The organism is Nocardioides aequoreus (assembly GCF_000720335.1).
GTDB lineage: Bacteria > Actinomycetota > Actinomycetes > Propionibacteriales > Nocardioidaceae > Marmoricola > Marmoricola aequoreus.
Genome location: NZ_JOJN01000005.1, coordinates 128,665 through 155,251 on the forward strand (window position 1 = coordinate 128,665; position 26,587 = coordinate 155,251).

Annotated in this window: 26 protein-coding genes and 1 riboswitch; of the genes, 6 read left to right on the top strand and 20 right to left on the bottom strand. The window is 74.6% G+C overall.

Annotated elements, in window-relative coordinates:
- Nucleotides 1–14 precede the first annotated feature (14 nt).
- A complete protein-coding gene (locus tag IG63_RS23850; protein ID WP_036195285.1) occupies nt 15–1,409 on the top strand; it encodes a methyl-accepting chemotaxis protein in 1,395 nt (464 codons plus the stop codon).
- 119 nt (nt 1,410–1,528) lie between these two features.
- Here the strand turns inward: IG63_RS23850 and IG63_RS0111785 are convergent, their stop codons facing one another.
- Nucleotides 1,529–3,367: a heparinase II/III domain-containing protein gene (locus tag IG63_RS0111785; protein WP_030484564.1), complete on the bottom strand. Its 1,839-nt coding sequence runs from the start codon at nt 3,365–3,367 to the stop codon at nt 1,529–1,531.
- Between the two features lie 256 nt (nt 3,368–3,623).
- Between IG63_RS0111785 and IG63_RS0111790 the strand changes: the two genes are divergently transcribed.
- On the top strand, nt 3,624–4,814 hold the full coding sequence (locus IG63_RS0111790) for an amidohydrolase family protein (protein WP_030484565.1): 1,191 nt from the start codon (nt 3,624–3,626) through the stop codon (nt 4,812–4,814).
- 55 nt (nt 4,815–4,869) lie between these two features.
- On the opposite strand, the gene pheT is transcribed toward IG63_RS0111790, so the two are convergent.
- The 5 genes from pheT to IG63_RS0111815 all read right to left on the bottom strand — a co-directional run bounded on the left by pheT (nt 4,870) and on the right by IG63_RS0111815 (nt 13,046).
- Nucleotides 4,870–7,362, bottom strand: a complete 2,493-nt coding sequence (pheT, locus tag IG63_RS0111795) for a phenylalanine--tRNA ligase subunit beta (protein ID WP_030484566.1) — start codon at nt 7,360–7,362, stop codon at nt 4,870–4,872.
- A 53-nt stretch (nt 7,363–7,415) separates the two neighbouring features.
- Entirely contained in the window at nt 7,416–8,519 is a 1,104-nt protein-coding gene (gene pheS / locus IG63_RS0111800; protein WP_030484567.1) for a phenylalanine--tRNA ligase subunit alpha, read from the bottom strand.
- A 211-nt stretch (nt 8,520–8,730) separates the two neighbouring features.
- Entirely contained in the window at nt 8,731–9,759 is a 1,029-nt protein-coding gene (locus IG63_RS0111805; protein ID WP_030484568.1) for a sensor histidine kinase, read from the bottom strand.
- Between the two features lie 39 nt (nt 9,760–9,798).
- On the bottom strand, nt 9,799–12,357 hold the full coding sequence (locus tag IG63_RS0111810; RefSeq protein WP_245604414.1) for a DUF4153 domain-containing protein: 2,559 nt from the start codon (nt 12,355–12,357) through the stop codon (nt 9,799–9,801).
- Nucleotides 12,354–13,046 (bottom strand): response regulator transcription factor, encoded by a 693-nt coding sequence (locus IG63_RS0111815; RefSeq protein WP_030484570.1) that lies wholly within the window; start codon nt 13,044–13,046, stop codon nt 12,354–12,356. The genes IG63_RS0111810 and IG63_RS0111815 overlap by 4 nt, the downstream gene beginning before the upstream one ends.
- A gap of 88 nt (nt 13,047–13,134) precedes the next feature.
- Between IG63_RS0111815 and IG63_RS0111820 the strand changes: the two genes are divergently transcribed.
- On the top strand, nt 13,135–13,539 hold the full coding sequence (locus tag IG63_RS0111820; protein WP_030484571.1) for an MmcQ/YjbR family DNA-binding protein: 405 nt from the start codon (nt 13,135–13,137) through the stop codon (nt 13,537–13,539).
- A 2-nt stretch (nt 13,540–13,541) separates the two neighbouring features.
- On the opposite strand, the gene IG63_RS0111825 is transcribed toward IG63_RS0111820, so the two are convergent.
- The 5 genes from IG63_RS0111825 to IG63_RS0111845 form a co-directional block, all read right to left on the bottom strand.
- Nucleotides 13,542–14,330 (bottom strand): TrmH family RNA methyltransferase, encoded by a 789-nt coding sequence (locus IG63_RS0111825; RefSeq protein WP_030484572.1) that lies wholly within the window; start codon nt 14,328–14,330, stop codon nt 13,542–13,544.
- An 11-nt stretch (nt 14,331–14,341) separates the two neighbouring features.
- The gene (rplT, locus tag IG63_RS0111830; protein ID WP_030484573.1) at nt 14,342–14,731 is read right to left on the bottom strand and encodes a 50S ribosomal protein L20; all 390 of its coding nucleotides are present in this window, start codon (nt 14,729–14,731) and stop codon (nt 14,342–14,344) included.
- A gap of 99 nt (nt 14,732–14,830) precedes the next feature.
- Nucleotides 14,831–15,025 carry a 50S ribosomal protein L35 gene (rpmI, locus tag IG63_RS0111835; RefSeq protein WP_030484574.1) on the bottom strand — a complete coding sequence of 65 codons (195 nt, stop codon included), beginning with the start codon at nt 15,023–15,025 and terminating at the stop codon, nt 14,831–14,833.
- Nucleotides 15,026–15,094: 69 nt separating this feature from the next.
- On the bottom strand, nt 15,095–15,772 hold the full coding sequence (gene infC, locus IG63_RS0111840; protein ID WP_051706651.1) for a translation initiation factor IF-3: 678 nt from the start codon (nt 15,770–15,772) through the stop codon (nt 15,095–15,097).
- Nucleotides 15,773–16,093: 321 nt separating this feature from the next.
- Complete coding sequence (locus tag IG63_RS0111845) at nt 16,094–16,594, bottom strand: SseB family protein (RefSeq protein WP_030484576.1); 501 nt, start codon at nt 16,592–16,594, stop codon at nt 16,094–16,096.
- Nucleotides 16,595–16,653: 59 nt separating this feature from the next.
- Between IG63_RS0111845 and IG63_RS0111850 the strand changes: the two genes are divergently transcribed.
- The 3 genes from IG63_RS0111850 (at nt 16,654) to IG63_RS0111860 (ending at nt 19,065) form a co-directional block, all read left to right on the top strand.
- A complete protein-coding gene (locus IG63_RS0111850; RefSeq protein ID WP_051706653.1) occupies nt 16,654–17,187 on the top strand; it encodes a hypothetical protein in 534 nt (177 codons plus the stop codon).
- Entirely contained in the window at nt 17,187–18,404 is a 1,218-nt protein-coding gene (locus IG63_RS0111855) for a type III PLP-dependent enzyme domain-containing protein (RefSeq protein ID WP_245604415.1), read from the top strand. Before IG63_RS0111850 ends, IG63_RS0111855 begins: the two co-directional genes overlap by 1 nt.
- Nucleotides 18,405–18,501: 97 nt before the next feature.
- Complete coding sequence (locus IG63_RS0111860; protein ID WP_030484579.1) at nt 18,502–19,065, top strand: nucleoside/nucleotide kinase family protein; 564 nt, start codon at nt 18,502–18,504, stop codon at nt 19,063–19,065.
- 22 nt (nt 19,066–19,087) lie between these two features.
- Here IG63_RS0111860 and IG63_RS0111865 read toward each other — a convergent pair whose 3' ends face one another.
- From IG63_RS0111865 to ribD, 9 genes are all read right to left on the bottom strand, one after another.
- Nucleotides 19,088–20,047 (bottom strand): GNAT family N-acetyltransferase, encoded by a 960-nt coding sequence (locus IG63_RS0111865; protein WP_030484580.1) that lies wholly within the window; start codon nt 20,045–20,047, stop codon nt 19,088–19,090.
- A gap of 42 nt (nt 20,048–20,089) precedes the next feature.
- Nucleotides 20,090–20,548, bottom strand: coding sequence for a PH domain-containing protein (locus IG63_RS0111870; RefSeq protein ID WP_030484581.1), 459 nt, complete (start codon nt 20,546–20,548; stop codon nt 20,090–20,092).
- The gene (hisG, locus tag IG63_RS0111875; RefSeq protein ID WP_030484582.1) at nt 20,532–21,383 is read right to left on the bottom strand and encodes an ATP phosphoribosyltransferase; all 852 of its coding nucleotides are present in this window, start codon (nt 21,381–21,383) and stop codon (nt 20,532–20,534) included. The genes IG63_RS0111870 and hisG overlap by 17 nt, the downstream gene beginning before the upstream one ends.
- 31 nt (nt 21,384–21,414) lie before the next feature.
- Entirely contained in the window at nt 21,415–21,678 is a 264-nt protein-coding gene (locus IG63_RS0111880) for a phosphoribosyl-ATP diphosphatase (protein ID WP_030484583.1), read from the bottom strand.
- Nucleotides 21,679–21,779: 101 nt separating this feature from the next.
- Complete coding sequence (locus IG63_RS0111885; protein ID WP_030484584.1) at nt 21,780–22,601, bottom strand: M14 family zinc carboxypeptidase; 822 nt, start codon at nt 22,599–22,601, stop codon at nt 21,780–21,782.
- Between the two features lie 37 nt (nt 22,602–22,638).
- Nucleotides 22,639–23,109 (bottom strand): 6,7-dimethyl-8-ribityllumazine synthase, encoded by a 471-nt coding sequence (gene ribH / locus IG63_RS0111890; RefSeq protein ID WP_030484585.1) that lies wholly within the window; start codon nt 23,107–23,109, stop codon nt 22,639–22,641.
- Nucleotides 23,106–24,401, bottom strand: coding sequence for a bifunctional 3,4-dihydroxy-2-butanone-4-phosphate synthase/GTP cyclohydrolase II (locus IG63_RS0111895; RefSeq protein ID WP_051706654.1), 1,296 nt, complete (start codon nt 24,399–24,401; stop codon nt 23,106–23,108). The genes ribH and IG63_RS0111895 overlap by 4 nt, the downstream gene beginning before the upstream one ends.
- Nucleotides 24,398–24,985, bottom strand: a complete 588-nt coding sequence (locus IG63_RS0111900; RefSeq protein ID WP_030484587.1) for a riboflavin synthase — start codon at nt 24,983–24,985, stop codon at nt 24,398–24,400. Before IG63_RS0111900 ends, IG63_RS0111895 begins: the two co-directional genes overlap by 4 nt.
- Nucleotides 24,985–26,016: a bifunctional diaminohydroxyphosphoribosylaminopyrimidine deaminase/5-amino-6-(5-phosphoribosylamino)uracil reductase RibD gene (gene ribD, locus IG63_RS0111905; protein ID WP_030484588.1), complete on the bottom strand. Its 1,032-nt coding sequence runs from the start codon at nt 26,014–26,016 to the stop codon at nt 24,985–24,987. The genes IG63_RS0111900 and ribD overlap by 1 nt, the downstream gene beginning before the upstream one ends.
- Before the next feature lie 101 nt (nt 26,017–26,117).
- Nucleotides 26,118–26,248, bottom strand: a riboswitch (FMN riboswitch).
- Between the last annotated feature and the right edge of the window lie 339 nt (nt 26,249–26,587).

Here is a 26,587-nt window from a genome sequence, read left to right on the forward strand (position 1 = left end):
CCGATCCTCCGGGCATGTCCGTGTCCGTCCGCCCGGTGCCCGTACCGCCCCGGGAGCCCGTGGAGGCGATCGTCGACGACGCCCGCCGGCCCTCGTGGCTGCCCCGTGGCGGCGTGCTGGGCGAGGCCGACTTCCGCACCCGGCACGACGCGCTCAGCCTGGTGCTGGTCGCGCACCTCCCGCTGCTCGTGGCCTGCTGGGTGTGGTGGCCGCGGCTCGACGGCGCGTCGCCGACCGCCGGTCACGGCGTCCACGCGCTGCTGCTGGCGCTGGGCACCGTCGTCTTCACGGCGCTGCTCGGACGCGTCGCCGCCGGCCAGACCACGCGCTCGGTCTCGGTCAGCATCGGGCTGATCTCCACCTCGGTGGCCCTGGTGCACCTCTCCGGCGGGATGACCGACCTGCACCTGCACTTCTTCGTCGTGGTGGCGCTGATCGCGCTCTACCAGCGCTGGACGCCCTTCCTGATCTCGATCGCGATGGTGGCCGGTCACCACGCGGTGATGGGCCTGCTCGATCCCGCGATGGTCTTCTCCGACCCTCGGGCCCAGGCGCAGCCGGTGCTCGTCGCCGGGCTGCACGCGGCCCTGATCCTGGCCGAGTGCGCCGCGCTGGCCACCGCGTGGCGCTTCACCGAGCGCGCGGAGCTGGCCAGGGCGCGCGAGCACGAGCGCGCCGAGGCCGAGCGGGGCCGACAGGTGGCGGCGACCGAGGCGCTGGCGGCGCACCAGGCCGCGCTCGCCGAGCAGGCGCGTGCCGAGCTGCAGGCACGCACCCGTCGCAACGAGGAGGTCGAGCAGCGCCTCGCCGTGCTGGACGACGCCGGCGCCCTGCTGCGCGGGGCGGTGGCGAGGACGTCGGCCGCGATGACGAGCGTCAGCGAGGCGGCCACGCACATCGGCGATGCCGCCACGGACGCGACGCGCTCGACCCAGGCCGCCTCCCGCAGCGTCCAGGAGACCCACGAGGTGATGGGCCGGCTGCGCGAGGCCGTGGACCAGATCGGCACCATCGCCCGCACCATCACCGGGATCGCCGAGCAGACCAACCTGCTCGCCCTCAACGCCACCATCGAGGCCGCCCGGGCGGGCGACGCCGGACGCGGCTTCGCGGTCGTGGCGAGCGAGGTCAAGGAGCTGGCCAACGAGACCAGCCGCGCCACCGAGCTCATCGCGAGCGTCGTCGCCAAGGTCCACGGCGGCACGCGCGACGCACTCGTCAGCACCGAGGAGATCAGCCGCGTCGTCTCCGAGGTGGCGAGCGCGCAGGAGATCATCTACCACGCGGTCACCGCCCAGGCCGACGCCGCCGTCGTCGCCAACCACGCCATCGACGACGTCGAGACCACCACCCACCAGATCTCCGCCCAGGTCGCCGAGCTGCGCCCGGTCCCGCAGTCGGCCGCCTGACCGGTCGAGCCGGCCCACCGCGTGCCGACCCGGGCTGGCGAGGAGGGGGCGGCAACGACCTCCCCGACCTGGTCATCGGCAAGGTGCGGCCCTGGGGCGGGGAGGCGCCCGCTCCGGCCTCAGCCGGGGGTGATGGTGGTGGTGATGTTGGCTGCCTTCGCCGACTGCGACACGACGATGACCGGAGCGGGCACGGGGTTGCCGCTCCCCGCCGACACCCAGCCTTGGTAGGGCACGGTGCGCCCGGTGACGACCGACACCTGCAGCGCGCCACGGTCCTCACGGACGATGGCCTTGCGCCGGGCCGCCCTGACCTCGGCCCGCGCCTTGGTCACGGCTCGCTTGCGGGCCTTCGTCGCGACCGGCCGCGCCTTGGTCCGGACCGCGGCACGCAACGCCCGCTCGGCACGGGCGAGCCTGGTCTTCGCGCTCTCGAGCGCGGCCGCCGCCCGCGCCGACGCCCCGCGGCGGTCGCTCGTGGTGACCAGCTGGGCGGTGCTGCCGTTCGGCATCGTCAGCCGGACCTGGCTGCGGTAGGCGTCGATCCGTCTCACCGTGACCGCGGTGCCGGGCACGAGGTGCCAGAGCTGCTGGCGCGGCGTCGCCCTGGACTGGGCGGACGTCGTGTCGTTGACCGTCAGGGCTCCGGTGCCGCGCGTGTAGGAGACCGCCCGGCGCGCCACCGTCGACCCGCAGTGCGGGGTCTCGACGACGTAGCGGTCCTTGGTGGCCGTGCGGGCGCTGGACAGCAGTCGCGCGTGGGTGGAGCGGGCACAGGTGCTGGCGCCGATCTTCAGGACGTTCTTGGCCGAAGCGGTGCGGAACCAGAACCGGCGAGTGTCCGTGTAGCCGATGGAGCCGGGCTCGGTGATGACGGGTGAGCCGTTGGCGTAGAGGGTGACCGAGCCGTGGTCGGCGTGGCCGTGGATCTGGCGGCCCGGCCCGAAGCGCAGCGAGAAGTGCGACGGGTTGTCGGACGGCGACCACGAGGAACGACCGAAGGCCCAGCCGTTCTGCACCCACACGCCGCTCAGCGGTGTCCCCGGCCGCGGCACATCGCCCCGGTCGGTGGGATAGGTGTCCCCGATGGGAGTCAGGATGCCGTCGGGTCGCGTGGCGTGCGCGTTGAAGGCGTAGTTGGCCGCGAGCCGCTCGGCGAGCCCCGGCAGGGGCGGCAGCCCGCACCTCGACATCGTCGTCTGGGCCGCCAGCCAGCGGTGGTAGGTGTACTTCGAGTAGGCGGAGGACTGCTCGTTCGTGGCACCCTCGTCGTCGATCGAGACCGGCAGGATGGTCGAGAGCCGCCGGCGACCCAACTCGATCCAGTCGTCGCGGTCGAGGACGCACCCGGCGACCACGATCGCGTTGTCCTGGTCCAGCCCGTGGTTGTAGAGGCCGGCCCAGTGGACGCCCAGGAAGTCGACGGTGCCCTCCATCGCCTCGGCGATCCAGGGCCGGGGGTCGCGCTCGTAGAGGCAGGACAGGAAGTGCAACCGACGCGACGACTGCTGCAGCACCGGCAGGTCGGGCGTGGAGGCGTCCATCGGCTGGTCGTCGACGTAGTCGCGGGCGTAGGCCATGGCCAGCTCGAGGTCGGCCCGGTTGCCGGTGCGGTCGTAGCTCAGCAGCAGCGGGCCCGCCCACCCGAGGGTGTCGAGCCACATCCGCCACTGCAACGACTGGTAGGGGTCGAGCGTCCAGTCGACGTCCCCGTCGACCGCCACCTTGACGCGCTGGAACGGCGGACCCGTGTAGTAGCCGGCTCGGACGTCGTCGAGGGAGTTGTGCGGGACCAGCCCGCTGTAGGAGTGGTCGCAGAGCGACCCCGGCGGCGCCTGCGCGACGGCGGTCGTGACGGCCGGGCCGGCGGGGGTGACCGGGACGTCGTCGGCCGCGTCGGCACGAGGCGTCGCGACGGCGGGGACGAGCAGCGCCAGGGACAGGGCCAGGACGCTCACGACGTAGGACCTGCGCGATCTCGCAGACACTTCTACCCCCGGTGGTGGTACGCCGACGCCGAGGGTGAGCAGGTGACCCCGAGACGGACGGTGGAACGGTGCTCGGCCAGTGTTTGGCCAGGTCAGACCCCGGAAGCGTACTCACCCTCCCGGTCCGGTGTCGGATATTCCGGATATCTCATCTGTGTGCTGGAGAGGCCCGTGGGGCCGGAGGTGCCGGTGCCGACGGGACGACGGGGCCTGCTTGGCTGGTGCCATGAGCCACGCCGACCTGGTCATCTCCGACGTCCGACCGTGGGGCGGCGAGGCCCGCGACCTCGTGGTCAGCGGCACCGCGATCACCGGCGTGGTCCCCCCGGGCACCGCGCCCGGGGCCGACCGCACCGTCGACGGATGCGGCCTGCTGGCCCTGCCCGGCCTGGTCAACGCCCACGCCCACGTCGACAAGTCGTGGTGGGGACTGCCCTGGCAGCCGTACGACGGCGTCCCGGGCGTCGCCGGCCGGATCGCCCACGAGCGCGACCGGCGCGACGACCTGGGCATCCCCGGGGTCGAGCCCACCTCGCGCGTGCTGGCCGAGATGGTGCGCCACGGCACCACGGCCCTGCGCACGCACGTCGACGTCGACCTCGGCCTCGACCTGCGGGGCCTCGAGGTCGTCGCGGAGGCCGTGGCGGCGTACGACGGAGCGCTGAGCGTGGAGACCGTGGCCTTCCCGCAGGACGGCGTGCTCCGGCGCCCCGGCGTGCTCGACCTGCTCGACCGCGCCGCTGCGGCCGGTGCCGACCACGTCGGCGGGCTCGACCCCGCGACCATCGACCGCGACCCCGTGGGACAGCTCGACGCCGTGCTCGAGATCGCGGCACGCCACGGCTGCGGCGCCGACCTCCACCTCCACGACCCCGCCGAGCTCGGCGCCTTCACCATCGAGCTGCTGCTCGAGCGCATCGAGCGCCTCGGGCTGCAGGGCCGCGTCAACGTGGCGCACGGCTTCGCGCTGGCCGACCTCGACGACGTACGCCGCCGCGACCTGCTGCAGGCGATGGGCGAGCTCGGCGTCAGCCTGACCACGGTGGCCCCCGTCGGCCGACCCCAGCTGCCCGTCGCCGCGCTCGACGAGGCGGGTGTCGCGCTCGGGCTGGGCACCGACGGCATCCGCGACCTGTGGAGCCCCTACGGCACGGGCGACGTGCTGCACATCGGCTGGCAGCTGGCCCGCGCGAGCGGGCTCGTGCGCGACCCCGACCTCACCCGGGTGGTGGAGCTGGCGACGCGGGACGGTGCGCGCTTCGTCGCCGGCGCCCTCGGCGGCCTGCCTCTGGACCTGGTGCCGGGTGGTCGCGCCGACGTCGTCCTGCTCGACGCGGAGAACGTCATGGACGCCCTCGTGCGGATGCCGCGGCGCGAGCTCGTGGTCGGCGGCGGGCGGGTGCTCCACCAGGCCTGAGCGCGCGGCGTACGGGAGGAGCCGGGCGGCGGCCCGGGGCCGCCGCCGGCGGACCTCAGCGCTGCACGGCCCCGTGGCGCTGGGCGGCGAGGGCGACGGCGGCGTCGCGGGCCTCGCCGGTCTCGGCCTCGGTGAGGGTGCGGTCGGGGGCGCGGAAGCGCAGCGCGAAGGCGAGCGACTTCTTGCCCTCGGCCACCTGGGCGCCGGTGTAGACGTCGAAGAGCCGCACCTGCTCGCACAGCGGCCCGGCGCCCTCGCGCAGCGTTGCGGCCAGCTCGGCGGCGGGCAGGTCGGCGTCGACGACGAGCGCGACGTCCTCCTTGGCCACCGGGTAGGTCGAGAAGTCCGGCGCCCGCGGCGGCACCGACCGCGCGATCAGCGCGTCGAGGTCGAGCTCGGCCACGGCGGTGCGGGCGGGCACGCCCAGCTCGCGGCAGACCCGCGGGTGCAGCTCACCGGCGTGGCCGACGACCACCACGTCGCCCGCGCCGCTCGGCACCAGCAGCTCGGCGCAGCGGCCCGGGTGCCAGGGGGCGTACGTCGTGGCGCGCGTGGTCAGCTCGAGCCCGAGCGCGGCGGCGACGAGGCGGGCGGTCTCGATGACGTCGGCCCAGCTCGCGGGGCGGCCCTCGCCCCACCAGCCGGCGCGGTCGCGGTCGCCGGCCAGCGCGAAGGCGAGGTGCAGCGGCTGGTCGGGCACGGCCTTGACCAGGTCGTCCCACTCCCCCTCGGTCGGACGTCGGTCGACGCCGAGGATGGGCGCGCCCTGCCCCTCGTGCGGGAAGGTCACCGTGGCGGCCTCGAAGAGCGCCAGGTCGCTCGTGCCGCGGCTGACGTTGCGAGCCACGGTGCGCAGCAGCCCGGGCAGCAGCGTCGTGGTCATCAGCGGCTCCTCCGCCGAGAGCGGGTTGGCGAGCCGGAGCGTCTGGCGCCGCGGGTCGCCGGGCTCCACGCCGAGGCGGTCGAGGTCGCCGCTGCCGATGAAGGGGAAGCTGAGCACCTCGACGTAGCCCTCGCCCGCCATGGTCCGGCCCACGCGGCGTCGCAGGGCCTGGGCCGGGGTCAGCCCGCGGCCGGGCGGCGCCGAGGGGAGCACGCTCGGCACGTCCTCGTAGCCGACGACGCGCGCCACCTCCTCGACCAGGTCGAAGGGGTCGGCGAGGTCGGGACGCCAGCTCGGCACCACCGCGACGAGCTCGTCGGCGCCGAGGTCGACCTCGCAGCCGACGGCCTCGAGGTTGGCCACGGTGGTCTGGCTGTCGATGGGCATGCCGGTGACCCGCGCGGGCAGGTCGACGGGCATCGCGATCGTGGGCCGCTCCGGGGGCGCGCCGACGACGGTGACGCCCGGCTCGACGGTGCCGCCGCCGAGCTCCGCGAGCAGGGTCGCGACCCGGTCGGCCGCGGCCTCGCAGATGCGGGGGTCGACACCGCGCTCGTTGCGCCGCCCCGCCTCGGAGGTCAGCTTGTGGCGGCGTCCGGTGCGGAACATCGACACGGCGTCCCAGTGCGCCGACTCCACCACGATCCGGGTCGTCGTCCCGGACATCTCGGTGGTCTCGCCGCCCATGACGCCTCCGAGCCCGATCAGGCCCGAGTCGTCGACGACGACGAGGTCCTCCGGGTCGAGCGCGCGGTCCTGGCCGTCGAGGGTGGTCAGCCGCTCCCCCGGGCGCGCACGGCGTACGCCGATGGTGCCGGTGAGCTTGTCGGCGTCGTAGCCGTGGATGGGGCGGCCCAGCTCGAACATCACGTAGTTGGTGACGTCGACGGCCAGGCTGATGGAGCGCTGGCCGACGTGGAGCAGCCGGCGGACCATCCAGTCGGGCGTCGGAGCGGTGGGGTCGAAGCCGGAGACGGTGCGCGCCACGAAGACCGGGCAGCCCTCCGAATCGTCGATGCGCACCGGCCAGCCCGCGTCGTCGGCGGGCGGCACGTCGCGCTCGGCCGGGTCGGTGAAGGGCACGCCGTAGGCCATCGCCGCCTCGCGCGCCACCCCCCGCAGCGACAGCGCGTAGGCGCGGTCGGGGTTGATCTCCATCTCGATGACGTCCTCGCGGAGCCCGAGCAGCTCGATGGCGTCCTCGCCGGGGGCGCCGGCGTCGGGCGGGAGCACGAGGATGCCGCCGTGGTCCTCCCCGATGCCCAGCTCGCGGGTGGAGCAGATCATGCCGGCCGAGACGTGGCCGTAGGTCTTGCGCGCGGAGATCTCGAAGGGCCCGGGCAGCACGCCGCCCGGGAGGATCACCACGACGAGGTCGCCGGGCGCGAAGTTGTGGGCACCGCACACGATGCCCTGCGGCTCACCGGTGCCGTTGGCGTCGCCGACGTCGACGGTGCACCAGTTGATGGTCTTGCCGTTCTTCTGCGGCTCGGGCTCCATGGTGAGCACGCGGCCGACCACGAGCGGACCGCGCAGGTCGTGCCCGGGACGCTCGAGCGACTCGAGCTTGAGCCCGAGCGCGGTGAGCCGGTGCGCCAGGTCGTCGGCGGTGACGTCGTCCGGCAGGGCGGCGTACTCGCGGATCCAGGACAGCGGGGCCTTCATGCCGGGTCCTCGACGCGGCGCGAGCGAGGCGAGTGGCGTGCTGGGCTGCTCATCTACAGGTCAGCTCCGAACGGGGTGGAGAAGCGGACGTCGCCCTCGAACATGTCGCGCATGTCGGAGACGCCGTGGCGGAACATCAGCGTGCGGTCGATCCCCATGCCGAAGGCGAAGCCGGTGTAGCGGGCGGGGTCGACGCCGCAGGCGACGAGGACGCGGGGGTTGACCACGCCGCAGCCGCCCCACTCGATCCAGCCCTCGCCCTTGCAGGTGCGGCAGTCGTCGACCGCGGGGGCGAGGCCGCGGCAGACGAAGCAACGCAGGTCGACCTCGGCGGAGGGCTCGGTGAAGGGGAAGTACGACGGCCGGAAGCGCGTCGAGATGCCGTCGCCGAACATCGCGGCGGCGAAGTGGTCGAGCGTGCCCTTGAGGTGGGCCATGGTGATGCCCTCGTCGACGACCAGACCCTCCACCTGGTGGAACATCGGGCTGTGGGTGGCGTCGTACTCGTCGGTCCGGAAGACCCGACCCGGGCTGACGACGTAGATCGGCGGGGTGCGGGTGAGCATCGTGCGGGCCTGCACCGGGCTGGTCTGGGTGCGCAGCACGAGGTGGTGCTCGGCGGGCTCGGCCCAGAAGGTGTCCTGCATGGTGCGGGCGGGGTGGTCGGGGCCGAGGTTGAGGGCGTCGAAGTTGAGCCACTCGGCCTCGACCAGCGGGCCCTCCGCCACCTCCCAGCCCATCGCGACGAAGACGTCGGCGATGCGCTCGGCGAGCATCGTGATCGGGTGCCGGGCGCCGCGCGTGCGCCGGTCCCACGGCAGCGTGACGTCGACGGTCTCGTCGGCGAGCATCCGCGCCTCGGCCTCGACCTCGAGCTCGGCCTGGCGCGCCGCGAGGGCCTGGTTGACGGCCGCGCGCGCCTGGCCGACGCGTCGACCGGCGTCCTTGCGGGCCGCGGGGGGCAGCGCGCCGATCTCGCGGTTGGCGAGCGCGAGCGGGCTGCGGTCGCCGGCGTGCGCCGTACGCACCGCCTTGAGCTGCTCGAGGTCGGCCGCCGCCGCGATCGCGGCGAGCGCGTCGTCGCGCATCTGCTCGACGTGCTCCTCGTCGAGCGGGGTCACCTGCACCGGGTCGTACTCGGAGTTGGGGCCGGACATGGGTGCGGTGCCTTTCGGTCTGCGGGGCCCGGTCGCTCTCCCGGGCCGCGAGCCAGTCTAGGAAGCCGCGCCTCCGCTCCGCGAACGGGTTGCCCCGAGGCGCACTTCGCCACGAAGACTGCCACCTCGCCATGCGTACAACCGTGGCGAGGTGGCGAAGTCACTGGTTCATTTGTGACTTCGCCGGCGCGTACGGCGGCGCGAGCGGACCTCAGCGCCGGTCGTCGCTCGGCCAGCGGATCTCGATGCGGGCGCCGCCGGAGGGCGCGTCGTCGATCTCGATGTCGCCGCCGTGCGCGCGGACGAGGCCGCCGACGATGTACATGCCCAGGCCGGTGCCGCCGCGCACGCCGTGCTTCCAGAACTTGGTGAAGACCCGGGTCCGGATGGCCTCCTCGATGCCCTCCCCCTCGTCGTCGACGCGCAGCAGCGCCCCGGCGTACGGCGTGGCGAGGGCGGCGAGCCGGATGCTCACCTCGCCGTCGCCGTGGCGGATGGCGTTGTCGACCACGTTGGCGACGACCTGGGTGAGCTTGTCGGGGTCGGCGTGCACCGAGGGGACGTCGTCGTCGACCACGAGCGTCAGCGTGCGGGTGGTGCCCGTGCGGGCGGCCTCGACGACGCGCTCCACGATCACCCGGGCGTCGACCTCGCGCGGGTAGAGCGGCAGCCGACCGGTGTCGATGCGGGCGACGTCGAGCAGCTCGGTGATCAGCCGGGTGAGGCGCTCGGCGTCGACGTGGACCGTGGTGAGCATCAGCCGCTTCTGGTCGTCGTTGAGGCTCTCCCAGCGGCGCAGCAGCGTGCCGACGAAGCCCTTGACGCCGGTGAGCGGCGAGCGCAGCTCGTGGGCGACGGTGGCCACCAGGTCGGAGCGGTCGCGGTCGAGCCGCTCGCGGCCGCGCCCGGAGCGGACGACGACGGCGACGCTGGTGACCGGCCCGCCGCGGCGCTCGCGGTTGATGCGGGCGGTCGTGAGCACCTCGGTGCCGTCGGCGGTGAGCCACGACTGCTCGGGCACGCCCGTGACGCTGGGCAGCGTGGCGTAGGGGTGGTTGGTGGGGTGCCACTCCGCGCCGTCGGTGTCCTGCAGCGCGAGCACGTCGCCGAGCGTGCGGCCCACCTCGGCGGTCTCGCCGAGGAGCCGGCGCGCCGCCGCGTTGACCGCGGTGACCGTGCCGGTGCCGTCGGCCACGACGACGCCGTCGGGCAGCTGGTCGACCAGGGAGGGGGGCTCCACGCCCGCGACCCTAGGTCATCGCGGGACGCTCCGCCGGGATCACCGCTCGAAGGGGTCGGCGGCGGGGCACTCCACTCCCTCCCAGGTGGTGGGGAGGTCGTCGCGCAGCGCGTCGGCGCGCGCCCGTCCGAGGTTCCACGCCGCCCAGGCACGTTCGGAGCTGTCCGGCGAGAAGAAGCTGTAGGGCAGGGCGCAGCGCTGCACCTCCTCGGGCTGCTCGGCGACCACCGGCACGGCGTCGTCGCTGAGGTCGGTGAGGTAGGCCCAGTCGACGAGCTCCGCGGGGCGGTCGAGATTGGTCCGCGCGATCATCGCGTCGGGGTTGGCGAGCCCGAGACCCAGCACCATCGTCGCGCCGAGCAGCACCGCCGCCCGCGGGAGCCACCGGCCCCGCAGCGCGACACCGGCGACGAGCACGCCCACGACGACGAGACCGAGCCAGGTCTCGAAGACCGCGACGGTCAGCCGCAGCCGCGTCAGGCCGTAGGCGTCGGTGTAGAGCCACATCCGCTCCAGCGCCGAGGCCACGACCGCCAGGGTGAGCACGCACAGCAGGCCGGTCGAGCCACGGAGCCAGGCGCGGTCGGCGCGCGTCTCCACCCCGGCCTTGCGGGCGGCGATCGCCACCACGGCGAGGGTCAGCACGGTCGCGACGGTGAGCTGGCCGAAGCCCTGGTGCACGTACTCCGCGTAGGTCAGGCCGGTGGTGCGCTGCACGAAGTCGTGCCCGCCGAAGAAGGCGGCGGCCTGCGCAGCGAGGAAGACCAGCAGCACCGCGTCGACGAGGAGCACCGGGGCGAGCCACTCGTAGCGCTCCCGCGTCGGGCGGCGTACGGGCTCCCGCTGGTCCAGCTGCGGCGGCGACATCGCGAGGTACGCCGCCGCCAGCACGACGCCCGCGACCGCGACCCCCACGAAGATGCGCAGCACCAGGCTGCTGCCGAGGTCGGGCACGACCGCGTCGAACCAGCGCCCGAAGACGGCGTCCGCGCTCGCCAGCAGCAGTCCGAGCAGCAGGGCCGCGCCCAGCCCGAGCACCGCCGTGCGCACGAGCGCCACCGCTCCCCCGCGGCCGGTGGCGGCCCGCACGCACCGTCCGAGCCACGGGATCCCGCGCAGCCCCGAGAGCGGCCAGGCGAGCCCCGCCGCGAGCATCCCCGGGACCGACCGGGCGCCGGCGAGCGCCACCGGCACCAGGACCAGCGCGGCGAGGAGCCCGAGGGTCCCGACCCAGAGGGCGTCGCGCAGCGTCAGCACCAGTGCCAGCCCGACGCAGACGACCGCGCTGGCCACCACGAAGGGCTCGCGGCGCCGCGGGCTGAGCCAGAGGACCACCCCGCCGGCCGCGAGCAGCACCGTCGTGGCGCCCACGTGGGGCGTGGCGAAGGGCAGCGCCACGGCGCCGAGCAGGCCCACCGCGAGGCAGGCGAGCAGGGCGGCGGGACGCGCCGCGGCACGGTCGGGCCAGTAGGGGCCGAAGAGGTCGTCGGCGAGGTTCGACGCGGGTGGCGTCGGGGCAGGCGCGGGGGCGGCGGGGACGGACGTGGACACGGAGGGCCTCCTCGGGGCCGGCGGGACGGGCAGGGTGCGGTCGCGGGCGGGCAGGTCGACGCGGACGTGCGCGCCGGGGGCGCGGTCGGCGTGCGCGGGCGGGTCGAGGACCTCGATGCGCCCGCCGTGCAGGTCGGTGACCCAACGGGCGATCGCGAGGCCGAGGCCGGTCCCGCCACCGCCGGCGGTGCCGAAGCGCTCGAAGACGCGCTCGCGGTCCGCCTCGTCGATGCCGGCACCCTCGTCGCTGACGACGAGGCGGAGGCCGCCCTCGTGGGCCGTGGCCGCGAGGCGCACGGTGCCGCCCGGAGGTGAGTGGCGGCAGGCGTTGTCGACCAGGTTGGCCACCACCTGGCGCAGCCGGTCGGGGTCGGCGTACGTCGTGAGCCCGGGTGGCGACACGGTCGACTCCAGCCGCACCTCGCGGGAGGCGGCCAGCGGGCCCGCCTCCGCGACGGCGCGGGCCAGCAGCGGTGCGACCGCGACGTCGTCGCGCCGAAGTGGCGCCAGGCCGGCGTCGACGCGCGACAGGTCGAGCAGGTCGCCGACCAGGCCACTGAGGTGCTCGGCCTGGTCGAGGGCCGTGCGCAGGGTGCGGGGGTCGGCCGGGGTGACGCCGTCCGCGACGTTCTCCAGCAGGGCGACCAGGCCGGTCAGCGGCGTGCGCAGCTCGTGGGAGACGTTGGCGACCAGCTCGCGACGCTGCCGGTCGACCGCGGCGAGGTCGGCGGCCATGGTGTTGAAGGCCCGGGCCAGCTGCCCGACCTCGTCCGACCCGGAGTCGGTGACGCGCACGGCGTAGTCGCCGCCCGCCATGCGTCGGGCGGCGCCGGTCATCTCCCGCAGCGGGGAGGTCATGCCGGTGGCGAGCAGCTGGGTGACGGCCAGGGCCAGCAGCACCGTCACGGGGATGGAGAGCCACGCGGGCACCGACCGGGCACCGAGCGTCGCCAGCCACGCGGCCACCACGACGCTCGCCGCGACCAGCAGGCCGAGCTTCAGCTTGAGCGAGGTGACCCGCCGCAGCGGCTCCTCCAGGCGGCTCACCGCTCCTCCAGCGCGTAGCCGACCCCGTGGGCGGTGCGGACGCGCTCGGCGCCGATCTTGGCGCGCAGCGAGCGCACGTGACTGTCGACCGTGCGGGTGGCGCCCTCGCCGCCCTCCCAGCCCCAGACCTCGGCCAGCAGCCGCTCGCGGCGCAGCACCTGGCCCGGCCGCTGGGCCAGGGCCGCCGCCAGGTCGAACTCCGTCGGCGTCAGGTGCACCTCGTCCTCGCCCACCCAGGCGCGCCGTGCCGCCGGGTCCAGGCGCAGCGCGCCGACGCTCATGGCCGTGCTCGGCTCCCGCACCAGCTCGCGGGCACGCTCGACACGTCGGAGCAGCGCCGCCACCCGCGCGACGAGCTCGCGCATCCGGAAGGGCTTGGTCAGGTAGTCGTCGGCGCCGACGCCGAGGCCCACCAGCACGTCGCTCTCGTCGTCGCGGGCGGTGAGCATCAGCACCGGCGTCGGGCGCGCGGCCTGGATCCTCCGGCACACCTCGAGCCCGTCGAAGCCGGGCAGCATCACGTCGAGCACCACCAGGTCGGGGTCGTGCTGCCCGTGCGCGGCGACCGCGCCCGGGCCGTCGTACGCCGAGACGACGTGGTGTCCCTCCGCGCGCAGCCGGTCGGCGACCGCCTCGTGGATCAGCGGCTCGTCCTCGACGACGAGGATGGTCGGCTGCTCCGGGCTCATGGCTCGAGGCTAGGAGCGCCCGGCGCCGGACGGCGTGATCACCGCGTGAAGGTTCCGTGCAGGTCGCCGACCCGGCTAGCGTGGAGCGATGAGCCGGGCGGCGAGCGCAGCCGACGTGCACCGGGTCGCGGCCGCCATGCCGCACGTGACGGTGACGGCCGACGGGCGCGTCTACCAGGTCGGCGGGAGGTCCTTCGTCTTCTTCCGCACGCCCCGGGGCGACGCGGTCGACCCGGTGGCGGGTGAGCGCTACGACGACGTGGTCGTGCTCTGGGTCGCCGGCGAGGACGACAAGCAGGCGCTGGTGCGCGACGAGACCTCGCCGTACTTCACCACGCCGCACTTCGACGGCCACCCGTCGGTGCTGGTGCGCTGCAGCCGACTCCACGAGGTCGACGTCGAGGAGGTCACCGAGCTGGTGCAGGAGGCCTGGCTGTCGCAGGCCTCGGCGCGACGGGCACGGGCCTGGTCGGCGCAGCAGGGCCGCGGCTGACCTCAGCGGCGTCGGGCGGTGGCGTAGAGGCAGACGGCGGCGGCGGTGGCGAGGTTGAGGCTCTCGGCGCGGCCTCGGATCGGGATGGCGACGCGGTGGTCGGCCAGGGCGGCGAGGTCGTCGGGCAGGCCCCAGGCCTCGTTGCCCAGCAGCCACGCGTGCGGCTGGTCGAGCAGCGCGTCGGCGGCGAAGAGGTCGGTCTCCCCCGCGCCGTCGGCCGCCAGCACCAGGCGGCCCGAGGCCCGGACCCGGCGCACCGCCTCGGCCGGGTCGTCGACGAGCGCGAGCGGCAGGTGCCACAGGCTGCCGACGGTGGCACGGACGGCCTTGTCGTTGTAGGGGTCGACGCTGTGACCGGCCAGCACCACCCCGGCCGCGCCGGCGGCGTCGGCGGTGCGGACGACCGTGCCGGCGTTGCCCGGGTCGCGCACGTCGGCGCACAGCACCAGGTCGCCGGTGCCGGCCAGCACGTCGTCGAGCGGTACGTCGAGCGTCCGGCAGACCGCCACGAGGCCCTGGGGCGTCACCGCGCCGGCCAGCGAGGCGACCGCCTCGGGCTCGCACAGGTGCCAGGGGACGTCGGGGGTGCGGAGGCCGGCGTGGGCCTCGGCCGCGTCGGGGGCGGCGTACACCTCGACGACGTTGCCCGGCACGGTGAGGGCCTCGGCGAGCGCCTTGGCGCCCTCGGCGAGGAAGAGTCCCTCGGTGGTGCGGTGACGACGACGGGCGAGCCTCCGCGCCTGCTTGAGGCGGCCGCTGCGCGTGGTCAGCAGCGGCGGGAGGCTCGCCACGTCGGGAGACGTCAGGCCGAGGCCTCGACCGGGGCGTTCACGTCGTCGGGCAGCGCGGCCTTGGCCGAGGCGACCAGCGCGGAGAAGGCGGCGGGGTCGTTGACGGCCAGGTCGGCCAGGATCTTGCGGTCGACCTCCACGCCCGCGGCCTTGAGGCCCTGGACGAAGCGGTTGTAGGTCATGCCCTCGGCGCGCGCCGCGGCGTTGATCCGCTGGATCCAGAGACGACGGAAGTCGCCCTTCTTCTTGCGGCGGTCGTTGTAGCTGTAGACCAGGGAGTGGGTGACCTGCTCCTTGGCCTTGCGGTACAGGCGCGAGCGCTGTCCGCGGTAGCCCGAGGCCCGCTCGAGGGTGACGCGACGCTTCTTCTGGGCGTTGACCGCCCGCTTCACGCGTGCCATGTGGTGGTGCTCCTTGTCAGTTCGGGTGCACCGTCTCGTCGTACGGCGCTGGCCGGGCCCGGTGGGGCCGCAGCCGGAGGGATCGTGGGGGCTGGAGGGTCAGAGACCGAGCAGCTTCTTGGCCCGCTTGACGTCGCTCTTGGCGACCTCGGTGGTGCCGGAGAGACGACGCGTCACGTTGGACGCCTTCTTCTCCAGGTTGTGGCGCATGCCCGCCTTCTGGCGGCGGATCTTGCCCGAACCGGTGACGCGGAAGCGCTTGGAGGCACCGGAGTGCGTCTTGTTCTTCGGCATGTCTGTTTCCTTCTCTCGTGCGTCAGCCACCCGCCGGTGGGCGGACGGCAGCAGGTCTGGGTGGTGCGGTCAGGCCTCGATCTCGGGGTCGAGATTCTCGGAGCGGCGACGCTCCTTCTTGGGGCCCGGGGTGGCACGGCCGGCGCTGCGCTCGGCGTGCTCCTCCTCGCGCTCGAGCTTGAGGGCCGCGGCGCGGACCTCCTTCTCGGCCTTCACCTCGGCCTTGGCCTCGGCCTTCTTCTTGTGCGGGCCGATAACCATGGTCATGTTGCGGCCGTCCTGCTTGGGGTTGCTCTCCACGAAGCCCAGCTCCGTGACGTCCTCGGCGAGCTTCTGCAGCAGCCGGTAGCCCAGCTCGGGACGGTGCTGCTCGCGGCCGCGGAACATGATGGTGATCTTGACCTTGTCGCCCTGGCGCAGGAAGCGCACGACGTGACCCTTCTTGGTCTCGTAGTCGTGCGAGTCGATCTTGGGCCGGAGCTTCATCTCCTTGATCACGGTGTTGCTCTGGTTGCGTCGGGCCTCGCGGGCCTTCTGCGCGTTCTCGTACTTGAACTTGCCGTAGTCCATGAGCTTGCAGACCGGGGGCTTGCCCATGGGCGCGATCTCGACGAGGTCGAGGTCGGCCTCCTGGGCCAGCCGCAGGGCGTCGCTCGTGGAGACGATCCCGACGGTCTCGCCGTTGGGTCCGACGAGCCGGACCTCGGGGACGCGGATCCGGTCGTTGATGCGGAGCTCGGTGCTGATGGGTCCTCCTGGATGGTCTGTCTACGTGACCCCGGGGGAACGCCCGCGACCCGAGATTTGTGCCCTGGTACGACGAGAGGCCCCCGCGCGACGCACGGGAGCCTCGTAGCACGAGCGGCACACGCCTGCACGTGCGCTGCTCGGACCGGACCCGACGACCTGGCGCCCGGATGCTGCTCGGGCTGGCGGTCGGTGCGGGTGGGAGGAGGCCTCCGCTTGTCGGACCTTACCCCTGGGTGGTGCGTGGGGTGCGGTCGGTCCGCCGAACAGATTAGCGCCCACGCGCGCGGATTGCACATCGCCGCGGGCGACGACGGTGCCTCAGCCCGTGGCCCAGCCCCAGCCGCCGTCGGCGAGCCGCAGCAGGCGCATCCCCTCGGCGAGCGGCCGCAGCTGCTCGGCCTCGAGCACGAAGGTGACGGGACCGGCCACGTCGAGCACGAGGGCGTCGGCGGAGTTCTGCTGCGCCGAGCGGGCGGCGTCGGGCAGCGACACCGGCACCGGGCGCGCCTGCGGGTCCCAGGCGTGCAGCCGCTCCAGGCCGCTGAAGGCGAGCAGCGCCTGCCGTCCACCGCGCCCCCGCAGCAGCACCGCCGCCATGTCGGTGGTCTTCTCCTGGGTCAGGCCGGCGGCGTTGGTCTCCGTCTCACCGGCCACGGCGACCACCGGCACCAGCACGCGCGAGTCCTGCAGCGCCGCCAGCACGGCCAGGCCACGACCGCGGTCGCGCGGGTCGACGTCGTACGCCGAGAGCGCGGCCACGACCGCCGCGTCGGGGCGGCCGTCGTCGCCGGAGAAGCCGGGGTCGGGGATGCTGCGCACGCCGACATCCTCGCAGCGTCGGCACGCTCGGCGTGCCGGCCCCGCCGTACCCTGGCGGCATGGACGGCAGCTTCGACGACACGACCCTCACGGCGCTGGCGATCACGCTCACGGTGGTGGCCGCCGCGTGGGCGTTCCTGACCTGGCGGCGCAACGGCCTGGCCTCGGGGGTCAGGGGGCTGGCGTGGACGCTGGTGCCGATGGCCGCCCTGCTGACCGGCACGCTGCGCCTCGCCGTCGGCATCGTCGACGACGTCGCCGGCTGGGCGGCGCGACTCGTCCTCTCCCCCGTCGTCTGGTCCGGGCTGGCGCTCGCCGGCGTCGCGGTGGTGCTCTACGTCGTCGCCGGCATGATGACCGCGCGCGGCATCGGCGTGCGCGGCAAGGCGGCCGAGCGGGCCGTGCGCAAGGGCGAGCGGGTGCGCGGGCGTCTCGGCGGCGGCGCACCCGCGGCGAAGGAGCCCGGTGCGAAGTCCGCCCCCTCGGCGGCGGCGCCATCCGGGAAGCAGCGGCCCGGGAAGCAGCAGCCCGCCGGCTCCGGCGACGACGACATGGACGAGATCGAGGCGATCCTGCGGAAGCACGGGATCTGATGGCCCGTCCTCCGGCCGCGCGCGAGGTCGCGCGGCGGGGCCTTGCCCGCCGTCTCGGCGTCGCGGTGGCCGGCCTGGAGGACCAGCGTCAGCCGCTCGTCGCGCTCGACCTCGCCGCCCTCGACGCCAACGCCGTCGACCTGACCCGCCGCGCCGGCGGCACGCCCGTCCGGGTGGCGTCGAAGAGCATCCGGGTGCCGGAGGTGCTGCGGCGGGTGCTCGCGCGACCCGGGTACGCCGGCGTGCTGGCCTACACGCTCCGCGAGGCGCTGTGGCTGGTCGAGCACGGCGTCACCGACGACGCCATGCTCGGCTATCCCAGCGTCGACCGCGGCGCGCTGGCGAGGCTGTGCGGCTCCGAGGCCGCCCGGGCAGGCGTCACCCTGATGGTCGACGACGTCGCGCAGCTCGACCTGGTGCCCGACCCCCGGGGCGTGCGCGTCGCGATCGACGTCGACGCCGGCTGGCGCCACGACCGGGTCGGCGCGCTCGCGGTGGGTCCCCGGCGCTCGCCGCTGCGGTCGGCCGGTGACGTGGTGTCCCTGGCCCGCGGGGTGGTCGGCCGCGGCTTCCACCTGCGCGGGGTGATGACCTACGAGGGACAGGTGGCCGGCGTGCCCGACGCCGTGCCCGGGGCGCGGGTGCGCTCGGCCGTCGTACGCCGCCTCAAGGCCGCGTCGCTGGAGCAGCTGGCCGAGCGCCGGGCCGCGATCGCGGAGGCACTCGCGGAGGTCACCGACCTGGAGCTGTGGAACGCCGGCGGCTCCGGCGACGTCGCCGAGGCCGCGTCGGACCCCGTGGTCACCGAGGTGGCCGCCGGCTCCGGTCTCCTCGTGCCCGCCCTCTTCGACCACTACCGCTCCTTCGAGCCCCGTCCCGCGGTCTTCTTCGGCGTGCCCGTCGTACGCCGCCCCGGCCCGGGCGTGGTCACGGTCGCGGGCGGCGGCTTCGTGGCCAGTGGCGCGGCCGGGCCCGACCGGCTGCCTCTCCCCTGGGCCCCACCGGGCCTGTCGCTGACCAGGCTGGAGGGGGCGGGCGAGGTGCAGACGCCGCTCACCGGCCGCGCGGCGGACGCGCTGTCGATCGGCGACCTGGTGTGGTTCCGCCACGCCAAGTCGGGCGAGCTGATGGAGCACACCGACGTGGTGCACCTGGTCGACGGCGACCGGGTCGCGGCGAGCGTGCCGACCTACCGCGGTCTCGGGCTCGCGTGGTGAGGTCGCCCGCGCACCCGGGCTCTTCGGCGAAGGGGTCGTCGGGGCCCGGCGCGCCGCAGCCTCTTGGTGCCACAAGCAGCCCCGGCCGGGCCCGACCATGACCTCCGCCGCGGAGCAGGTCGTGGCCGAGCTGGCCGCCCGCGAGCCGACGCTGGGCAGCGGGCGGCTGCTCTGCGTCGACGGGCCGGCCGGGTCGGGCAAGACGACCCTGGCGGCCGCGGTCGCCGCGCTGGTGGAGGGGTCCGTCGTGGTGCACATGGACGACCTCTTCCAGGGCTGGGACGGACTGCCGTGGGCCGACCAGCAGCACCAGCGGCTGCTCCGGCCCCTCGCGGAGGGTCGCGCCGGCCACTGGACCAGGTGGGACTGGCGCCTCGACCGCTGGGCCGAGACGCACCGCGTCGAGCCGGTGCCGCTGCTCGTGCTCGAGGGCGTCGGGGCCGGGGCGTCGTCGTACGCCGACCTGCACACGCTGCTGGTGTGGGTGGAGGCCCCGCGCGAGCTGCGCCTGGAGCGTGGTCTCGCCCGCGACGGCGACGCCTTCGCCCCCCACTGGCACCGGTGGGCCGCCGACGAGGAGCGGCTCTTCGCCCACGAGGTCACCCGCGAGCGCGCCGACCTCCTCGTCGACGGGCGCAGCGGCACCATCGTGGTGCGCTGACCCGCGTCGGCCCTGGCCGGCGTCAGCCGGCGGACTCGAAGTTGGTCCAGCGTCGGATGACGCGGAAGCCCGCCTGCTCGTAGACCGAGTTGGCACCCGAGGGGTTCTCGGAGTCGACGTCGAGCGAGGCGGCGACGTAGCCCTCCTGCTGGTAGCGGTGCATCGCGTGTCGCAGCAGCAGGCCGGCCAGTCCTTGCCTGCGGTGGCCCGGCACGGTGCCGACCTTGCCGACGAAGGCCTCGCGCCGGCCGGTCGCGGCCTGCGCGGCGGCGTACTCCAGGGTCTGGACGTAGCTGGCGATGGCGCCGTCGGCGTCGCGCAGCAGCAGGCTCATCGCCGGTCGGTCGTTGCGGGAGCCGGTGACCCACTGCTGCCACATCGCGGCGTCCCAGGGGGCGAAGCCGGGGTGGTCGACGAAGGCGACGTTGTGCGTGGCCCGGATCTCCTCGGGGTCGAGCCCCTCCCAGGTGTGCAGCGTCATCCCGTCGGGCACAGGCGGTGCCGGGGGAAGGGCCCCGGTGAGGTCGGCCTCCATCACGAAGGTCCAGCGATGGGCGTGCAGCCCGCTGGCCTCGAGCACCTCGGCGGCGTGGGGCACGTCGTCGGGCGCGGTGGCGCTGAGCAGGGGGCGTACGCCGCGGGCGGCGGCGTAGTCGCGGGCGCGGCCGACGGCCCACGGCACCAGCTCGGAGGCGATGCCGCGGCCACGGTGCTCGGGGTGCACCACGCCGCCGACGTGGATCCGCTGCACGCCGTCGGCGGCGGCCCGGGGGGCCAGGTGGGCGAAGCCGACCAGCCGCCCGTCGCTCTCGGCGAGCAGCCAGTCGGTCGCCGGGTCGACCTGCGGGTCGGCCAGCTCCTCGCGCAGGTCGTCGGCGTCGTAGTGCTCCTCGGTGCGGTCGACCGCCTCCGCGGCCTGCAGCAGCCCGACCAGGGCGTCGACGTCGGCGTCGGTCATCGCGCGGTGGGTCACCTCGGACATGCCGGCAGCGTAGGGAGCGGCGCGCCGTCGCGCACCCGGGTTTCAGCCGGGCGAGTGCGCGGCGACGGTGGCCCGCAGCTGCCGTACGGCGCGGCGGGCGCGGGCGCCGTCGCTGCCCTGGATCCCGATCATCGACAGCGTGGTGCCGTCGGAGAGGTCGAGGGTGCCCCACGGGGCGCCCCGCCCGAGGGAGACCGAGACCACCTGCGACCACTCCAGGCGGTGGCTGCGCCAGCCGTTGACCACGACGAGACCCGCCTCGGTGGCGACCACCCGCGAGCGCACCAGCGCGTGGTAGCAGCCGAGGAAGAGCAGCATGAGCACGATCAGGGTGCCGCGCTGGAAGAGCGTGAACTGCGCGCGGTAGTCGGGCTCCAGGCCGTACCAGACGAAGGCGCACAGCACCACGAGCATGGTGCCGAAGACGACCACCGCGAGCAGCGCCCCCCACGGCCGCCAGGTGTGCGGGAGGGGCGGTGGCGGCTCAGAGGCGGCAGGCATGGATGTCCGTGAGCAGGATCGCGCGGGCGCCCAGGGCGTAGAGGTCGTCCATCAGGCGCTGGGCCCCCTCGCGGGGCACCATGGCGCGCACGGCGACCCAGCCCTCACGGCGCAGCGGCGAGATGGTGGGCCCCTCGAGACCCGGGGTCAGCGCGACCGCGGCGTCGAGGTGCTCCTGGGCGATGTCGTAGTCCATCATCAGGTAGCTGCGGGCCACGAGCACGCCGTCGATGCGGCGGGTGAAGATCTCCAGGCCGCGCGGCTCCACACCGGCCCGGGTCACCAGCACCGCCTCGGACTCCAGGATCACGTCGCCCGCGATCTCCAGGCCGGCGGCCTTGAGCGTGCTGCCGGTCTCGACCACGTCGGCGATGACGTCGGCCACGCCGAGCTGGATGCTGGTCTCCACCGCTCCGTCGAGGCGCACCACCTCGGCCTGGAGGCCGTGCTCCTCGAGGTGGCGTCGCACGACGCCGACGTAGGAGGTCGCGATGCGCTTGCCGGCCAGGTCGCCCATCGACTCCAGCGTGCCGGGCCGCGCGGCGAAGCGGAAGCGGCTGCGGCCGAAACCGAGGCGGCGTACCTCCTCGGCCTTCGCGCCCGAGTCGAGCAGCAGGTCGCGCCCGGTGATGCCGACGTCGAGGGTGCCCTCGCCGACGTAGAGGGCGATGTCGCGGGGACGCAGGTAGAAGAACTCGACGCCGTTGTCGTCGTCGAGCACGGTGAGCTGCTTGCTGTCGGTGCGCTGGCGGTAGCCGGCCTCGCGCAGCATCTCGGAGGCGGCCAGCGACAGCGACCCCTTGTTGGGGACCGCGACGCGGAGGTGGCTGGACACGGGGCTCCTACAGGTGTGTCTAGAGGTGGGCCTAGAGGTGGTTGTAGACGTCGTCGAGGCTGATGCCGCTCGCGAGCATCAGCACCTGCGCGTGGTAGAGCAGCTGGCTGATCTCCTCGGCCGCGCGCTCGGGGCCCTCGTGCTCGGCCGCCATCCACGACTCCGCGGCCTCCTCGACCAGCTTCTTGCCGATCGCGTGGACGCCCGCGTCGAGCGCGGCGACCGTGCCGGACCCCTCGGGTCGCGTCTGGGCCTTCTCGCCGAGCTCGCTCCAGAGCTCCTCGAACGTCTTCATCGCTGCCTGTTCTCGCTGCCGTGCTGCGCCGGCTGTCGTCGTACGTCGCTGCGGCCACCGGGGGTGTCGGCGCCGACCTCCAGACTACGAGGTCGACGGCCTCACCAGTCGGCCCGGGTCGCCCGCAGCAGACCGGCCGGGGCGGTGCGCGTGACGTACGTCGCCCCGGGGCGGGCGGCGTACTCCACCGTGACGGCCGTGCCGCGGTGGGTGTCGTTGTACCAGCCGGTCAGCGTCGGCGAGACCCGTCCGGAGCCGGTGCCCACCGAGAGGTGCCGCACCGGCAGGTCGAGCTCGCGGGCGAGCCGGCGCACGAAGCGGCGGTCCTTGTCGTCGCGTCCGATGGCACGCAGCGGCTGGTGCACCGAGGCGACGTACGCCGGCCGCACGGCACGCAGGAAGCGCATCATCACGCGGGTCTCGGGCTCCGACGCCGGCCGCGGACCGCGGTAGCTGCGCGAGCCCGGACGACGGTCGGCGTCGCGCCAACCGCTGGTGGGCCAGTTGCGGTTGAGGTCGACGCCCCGGGCGTTGGTGCGGGTGCCGCGGGCGGCGCCGTCGGGGTTCATCGTCGGGACCAGCCACAGGTCGGTGTCGCTGTCGACGCGGAGCCGGTCGAGCACCGCGCGCACGGTGCGCGGGCCGGCCGGCTCGTCGCCGTGCATCTGGCCCAGCAGCACCACGTGGTGCCTCGCCTCGGGGTTGCCCTTGCGGTAGGCCACGATCGGCCGCCCGCGCACCGAGCGGCCGAGCACCACCTCGTCGATGACCGCGCGGGCGCGCTCCGCGTCGTAGGCGTGCGACCGGTCGGGCACCGGGTCGGTGACCAGCACCGCCGCCGACGACGGCGTCGCGAGCGGGACCAGCAGGGCGAGCGCGACCGCCGCCACGGCCGCACGACGCGTGCGACGGACCTCGGTCACGGTGCCTCCCCGGCTCAGCGGCCGACGCCGGCCGGCCTCACCGTAGGTCACGCAGGGTGCGCGCGGTGGCCAGCGCGGCCGCGGTGGCCTCGTAGCCCTTGTCCTCCGCGCTCCCGGTCAGCCCGGCCCGGTCGAGGGCCTGCTGCTCGGTGTCGCAGGTGAGCAGGCCGAAGCCCACCGGCACCCCGGCGTCGAGCGACACCCGGTTGAGCCCGTCGGTCGCCGCGGAGCAGACGTAGTCGAAGTGCGGCGTGCCCCCGCGGATCACGACGCCCAGGGCCACGACGGCGTCGTGGTCGCGGGCCAGGGCCTGCGCCGCGACGGGCAGCTCGAAGGAGCCGGGCACCCGGACCACCTTCGCGTCGGTGACGGCGTACGCCGCCAGCGCCCGCTCGGCGCCCGCGACGAGCCCTCCCATCACCTGCTCGTGCCAGCTGGCCGCGACCACGGCGACGCTCAGGTCGCTGCAGTCGACCGGGGTCTCGGTGGGGGCTCCGTGTCCGCTCATCGCTGGTCTCCTTCGGCAGGGGTGTCATCGGGGAGGTCGACCGGCTCGTGGCCGTCGGGGGCGCCGAGGCCCGCGTCGAGCTGGTGGCCCATCCGGTCGCGCTTGGTCATCAGGTAGGCGAGGTTGTGGTCGTTGGGGTGGGGGGTCAGCGGGACCCGCTCCTCGACGCCGATGCCGTAGGCCTCGAGGCCGGCGACCTTGTCGGGGTTGTTGGTCAGCAGCCGCACCCGGCTCACGCCGAGGTCGCGCAGCACCTGCGTGGCCGCGCCGTAGTGCCGCGCGTCGGCGGGCAGGCCGAGGTCCAGGTTGGCGTCGACGGTGTCGCGGCCGCCGTCCTGCAGCTGGTAGGCCTGCAGCTTCGCCAGCAGCCCGATGCCCCGGCCCTCGTGGCCGCGGAGGTAGACCACGACGCCGCGGCCCTCCTTGACGATCAGGTCCATCGCCTCGGAGAGCTGCGGACCGCAGTCGCAGCGCTGGGAGCCGAAGACGTCGCCGGTCAGGCACTCGCTGTGCACCCGCGTCAGCACCGGCTCGCCGTCGCTCAGCGAGGCGGGGTCGCCGTGCACGAGCGCGACGTGCTCGCTGCCGTCGACGGTGATCCGGTAGCCGAAGGCCGTGAAGTCGCCGTGCACCGTCGGCAGCCGGGTCTCGGCGACGCGGACCACGTGGGACTCGTGGCGACGCCGGTGGTGCACCAGCTGGTCGATCGAGATCATCCGCAGCCCGTGCTCGTCGGCGAAGGCGCGCAGCTCGGGTCCCCGCTTCATGGTGCCGTCGTCGTTGACGACCTCGACGAGGACGCCGGCGGGCGTGAGCCCGGCCAGCCGCGCCAGGTCGACGGCAGCCTCGGTGTGCCCGCGACGCACCAGCACCCCGCCCTCGCGGTAGCGCAGCGGGAAGACGTGGCCGGGCCGGGTGATCTCCCACGGCTCGGTGGCGGAGTCCGCCAGCACCCGCGCGGTGTGGGCGCGGTCGGCGGCCGAGATCCCGGTGTCGACACCGTCGCGGGCATCGACGGAGATGGTGTAGGCCGTGCGCATCTTGTCGCGGTTGTGCGGCGTCATCAGCGGGATCTCGAGGCGGTCGAGCATCTCCGCGGGCATCGGCACGCAGATCACGCCGCTGGAGTGGCGGATCGTGAAGGCCATCAGCTCGGGCGTGGCCTTGGACGCCGCGAAGATCAGGTCGCCCTCGTTCTCCCGGTCGGCGTCGTCGACCACGATGACCGCGCGGCCCGCCGCGACGTCGGCGATCGCGTCCGCGACGTCGTCCAGCCTGATCTGCTCGCTCATCGCCGCACCATCCTCTCCACGTACTTGGCGATCACGTCGACCTCGAGGTTGACCGTGGCGCCCTCGGGCTTGTCCCCCAGCACGGTGCGCGCCAGGGTCTCGGGGATCAGGCTCACCGTGAAGGAGTCGGCGAGCACCTCGACGACCGTGAGGCTGACGCCGTCGACGGTGATCGAGCCCTGCGGCACCAGGTAGCGCTCGAGCTGCTCCGGGAGGGAGACCTCCACGACCTCCCAGTGGTCGCTCGGCGTACGCCGCCGCACCGTGCCGGTGCCGTCGACGTGGCCCTGCACGAGGTGGCCGCCGAGCCGCGTCGTCGGCGTCACCGCGCGCTCGAGGTTGACCCGCGAGCCCACCTTCAGCGAGCCCAGGGAGGTCATCTCGAGCGTCTGGTGCATCACGTCGGCGGTGAAGCGGTCCTGCTCCCGGGCGGCGACGGTCAGGCAGCAGCCGTTGACGGAGATCGAGTCGCCCAGGGCGGCGTCCGAGGTCACCTCGGCCGCCTCCACGGTGAGCCGGATCGCGTCGGTCTGGTCGGTGATCTCGACGACGGTGCCGAGCTCCTCGACGATGCCGGTGAACATCAGGGGGTCTCCTTCGCTGGGGTGCCCGGGGCGGGCAGGGGACGCATGGTGAGGCGGACGTTGGTCTCGGCGCCGGAGCCGAGCACCGTGACGTCGTCGACGTGCAGCCGCACCGCGTCGGCCATCGTGGTCACGCCGAGGTCGCCGACCGCCGCGAGCCCGGCGCCGAGCAGCTGGGGGGCGACGTACGCGACCACCTCGTCGACCACGCCGGCCCCGAGGAACGCCGCTGCGAGCGTGGGCCCGCCCTCGAGGAAGACGTGGCGTCGCCCGCGCTCGTGCAGCGCGCGCAGCGCCTCGTGCGGGTCGCGGGTGCGGAGCAGCACGGTCTCGGCGTCGTCCCCGAGCACCTGCCGGTCGGGGGCCAGCTCTCGCATCCCGACCACCGCGCGCAGCGGCTGGTGCGGCAGCGGCGCGTCGACCTCGTCGCGCACCGTCAGGCGGGGGTCGTCGACCTCGACGGTGCCGGTGCCGACCATCATCACGTCGCACTCGCCGCGCAGCCGGTGGGTGTCGAGGCGCGCGGGGCGCGAGGAGATCCAGCGGCTGGTGCCGTCGGCCGCGGCGCTGCGCCCGTCGAGGGTGGTGGCGAGCTTCCAGGTCACGAAGGGGCGGTGGTGCTCGAGCGCGAAGGTCCAGGCGCGGTTGAGCCGGCGCGCCTCGCGCTCCAGCAGGCCGAAGGCCACCTCGACGCCGGCCTCGCGCAGCCGCCGCTCGCCACCCGCCGCCACCGGGTTGGGGTCGGGCTGGGCGAAGACGACGCGGCGTACGCCGGCGGCGAGCAGCGCGTCGACGCAGGGCCCGGTGCGGCCGGTGTGGTTGCACGGCTCGAGCGTCACGACCGCGGTCGCGCCCGCCGCGGCCTCGCCCGCCTCGCGCAGGGCCGCGACCTCGGCGTGGGGCGTGCCGGCGCCCCGGTGGAGCCCCTCGGCCACCACCGCGCCCGACCCGTCGAGCAGCACGCACCCGACCCGCGGGTTGGGTCCGAGCGGCACGCCGGGGGTGGCGGCCAGGCGCAGGGCGCGCTGCATCGCGCGGCGCTCGGCGTCGGAGAAGTCCACGGTCGGTCCCTGCTGGTCGGACGGCGCCCACGACCCAGGGGTGGCTCGGCGGAGCGGCGCGACGCCGTCCACCGCGTGCTGCTTCTCATCCGGACTTTGACCGTCGGTCCAGGAGTTCCACCTGGTCAACCGGCCGCTGGCAGCGGCCGGGTCGCGGACTGTCACCGCCGGTGCGGATTTTCACCGCCCCCAGAGCACGCGAGCGAAATTGCTCGGTACCAGCCTGCCACAGCGCTCCACCGACCGCGCCACGAGCCCGCCGAGGAGTCACTCCCTGACCGCCGAGGCGTTACTGACTGACCCCCAGGCGTCACTCCCTGACCGCCCAGAGGTCACTCCCTGACCGCCCAGGAGTCACTGCCTGACCGCCCAGGAGTCACTGGCTGACACTCACCGTCCGGGAGTGACATATCGGCGGTCAGGCAGTGACCTCTCGGCGGTCCGGGAGTGACCTCTCACGTGCACGGGAGTGACCTCTCGGCGGGCGTGTCACATCCGGCCCCCGGGCGGGGTCCACCTCGGTGAGAGAACCCGATCGCAG